This is a genomic window from Sulfuricurvum sp., from assembly GCF_019163035.1.
Classification (GTDB): domain Bacteria; phylum Campylobacterota; class Campylobacteria; order Campylobacterales; family Sulfurimonadaceae; genus Sulfuricurvum.
Genome location: NZ_JAFLKV010000086.1, coordinates 4,297 through 6,703, shown reverse-complemented (window position 1 = coordinate 6,703; position 2,407 = coordinate 4,297). Strand labels below are relative to the sequence as shown.

Annotated in this window: 3 protein-coding genes; 1 reads left to right on the top strand and 2 read right to left on the bottom strand. The window is 47.7% G+C overall.

The genetic code is table 11. From position 1 onward, the window contains the following. Together ppsA and JZU62_RS06505 are read right to left on the bottom strand one after the other, a co-directional pair. On the bottom strand, positions 1–1,328 hold a 1,328-nt coding region (gene ppsA / locus JZU62_RS06510), incomplete at its 3' end, for a phosphoenolpyruvate synthase (protein ID WP_295013081.1). 108 nt (positions 1,329–1,436) lie between these two features. Further along, positions 1,437–1,940, bottom strand: coding sequence for an EF-hand domain-containing protein (locus JZU62_RS06505; protein WP_295013079.1), 504 nt, complete (start codon positions 1,938–1,940; stop codon positions 1,437–1,439). A gap of 181 nt (positions 1,941–2,121) precedes the next feature. Here JZU62_RS06505 and JZU62_RS06500 point away from each other — a divergent pair. After that, a partial coding sequence (locus tag JZU62_RS06500; RefSeq protein WP_365956532.1) for a cobalamin-dependent protein occupies positions 2,122–2,407 on the top strand: 286 nt, incomplete at its 3' end.

Sequence of the window (2,407 nt, the reverse complement as noted above, 5' to 3'; positions counted from 1 at the left end):
GCATTGATCGTCCCGACAATAGCGGGGACACCGATTTCACGTGCGACGATGGCGGCATGACACGTCCGGCCTCCGCGGTTGGTGATGACGGCGGAGGCTTTTTTCATGATCGGTTCCCAATCGGGATCGGTGATGTCGGCGACGAGAACATCTCCGGCGTTAAAGCGTTCCCCCTCGGCGGGAGAGTGGATGATCTTGACACACCCTGAGCCTATTTTCTCCCCGATCGCTTTGCCGCTGAGGAGTATTTTCGCACTCACTTCCCCTTTGTAGCGGTATTGCTCTAACGTGGTATCGCTGAGTTTTTGGCTTTGCACCGTCTCAGGACGCGCTTGAACGATGAACAGCTCCCCCGTAAGACCGTCTTTCGCCCATTCGATGTCCATCGGACGATATTCACCCGCATTGGCCGTGTAATGCTCTTCTATGATCAATGCATAACGGGCCAACGTCGCAACTTCTTTATCACTGATCGAAAATGTCTCTTGAAGCTCTTTGGGGGTGGAAAGATTCATCGTATGATGACGTTCATCATAGGTCATAGTAAGGGCTTTAGAGCCGAGCTGACGTTTGAGGATGGATACTTTGTTCTCTTTGAGGGTCGGTTTAAAAACGTAGAATTCATCGGGATTGACCCGACCGCCTACGATATTCTCTCCCAACCCCCAAATGGAGTTGATGAGGATGAGATTTTCCGAGCCGTTTTCGGTATCGATGGTAAACATGATACCGCTGCTCGCCTTGTCGCTGCGAACCATTTTCTGCACCCCAACTGAGAGTGCAACAGCAAAATGGTCATACCCGCGACTATTGCGATAACTGATCGCACGGTCGGTAAAAAGGGAAGCAAAGCACCGCTTGACATGCTCGATGAGCATCGTCTCACCGCGCACGTTCAGGTAACTCTCCTGCTGACCTGCAAAACTCGCATCGGGCAAATCTTCCGCCGTTGCGGAGGAACGTACCGCGACATCGACCGATGGCGTGCCGTATACCTTTTCCATAACACGGTAGCTTTGGGCTATTTCACGCTTCAGTGCTTCGGGCATCTCACCGGTGAGGATCAGAGATCGGATCGAATCCCCGCATCGGTTAAGCGCTTCGATATTGGTGAGATCAACCCCCTCAAAAAAGGATCGGATCGGAGCTTCAAAATCATTATGGGAAATAAAAAGACGATACCCCTCCGCCGTAACGGCAAACCCTTCGGGAACTTTTACCCCGAGCGATTTGAGCGAGCCTATCATCTCCCCCAACGAGGCGTTCTTGCCTCCGACTAAAGGAATATCTTCTAATCTTAACGAATCCAGAGTGCGAATATAGTTCATATTTTCCCCTTTTCTCATCTTGCTAAGAATAGGATACCATAGTTCAATAATTTTTAGATGTAGTCAGTAGCGAATACAGTGCAATAATTTTGCACTGCATGAAATATATTACGCGGTTGCGAGAGTTGTTGAGGCGCTTGATGCAGTATTAGTGCTATACGCTTCCATAATCCGTTGCAAAAGAGCCGTCTGCATTTTTGACAATGATGTCGCCTCTTCTGAGGTGCTTTGAGCAGACGATTCCGATGGTAAATCTAATGACTCCGGTTTAGGACGATGATGACCGTGAGCCTGTTTGCTTTGCGATTGTTGAAGTGCTTTCATCAACTCATCCGCACTGATAGCACCGTTATTATTGCTATCAACACTCCCGAATACTGAACTGGCATCATTGTAACTTTTACCCGTTTTATCAGCTAAAGTTTGTGCTGCTTGCGAAAATTCCGCTTTATCTATGGTACCGCTTTTGTCAGTATCCAATGTAGTCATCAAGGTATCAGCTGCTTGCTGTAGCATCGATGTGTAATCGGTAGATACACTTTGACCTTGGACACTCCCTTTATCGTAAGACTGTGATGAAGCTGCCCAAGAAGTTCCGCCGTTAATTGTCATGGTATCTCCTTTGAAAATAAAACACATATGGGAATTCTCAAAACCTTACAAGATCCGTCTTACAGCTTTTAGCGCTTCGAATATGCTTTAGAGTACAAGCAAAAATCATACCGAAAGAATGTTCTGATAAGCTTCTTAGCGTTACCATACGATATTGAAATACTTTGATCGGATAACGCCTATGCACACGATTCTCCTCACGACGCTAAATGCCCGCTACGCCCACACTGCATTAGGGCTTCGGTATCTTTATGCCAATATGGGTGAGCTGCAACCGATGACGAGGATCGTCGAATTTACGATGAATGAGCAGATTCAGAGTATTGCCGAAGAGTTATTAAAATACTCCCCTCGTATTATCGGGATCGGTGTCTATATTTGGAACGCGTCACAGTGCTCGGAACTGATCCAAACCCTCAAAAAAGTCTCTCCGCAAACCGTTATCGTCCTCGGCGGTCCCGAAGCGG

Bases quoted from the DNA above. Each gene is read 5' to 3' on its own strand.
- JZU62_RS06505 (WP_295013079.1), bottom strand. From the start codon at position 1,940: ATGACAATTAACGGCGGAACTTCTTGGGCAGCTTCATCACAGTCTTAC.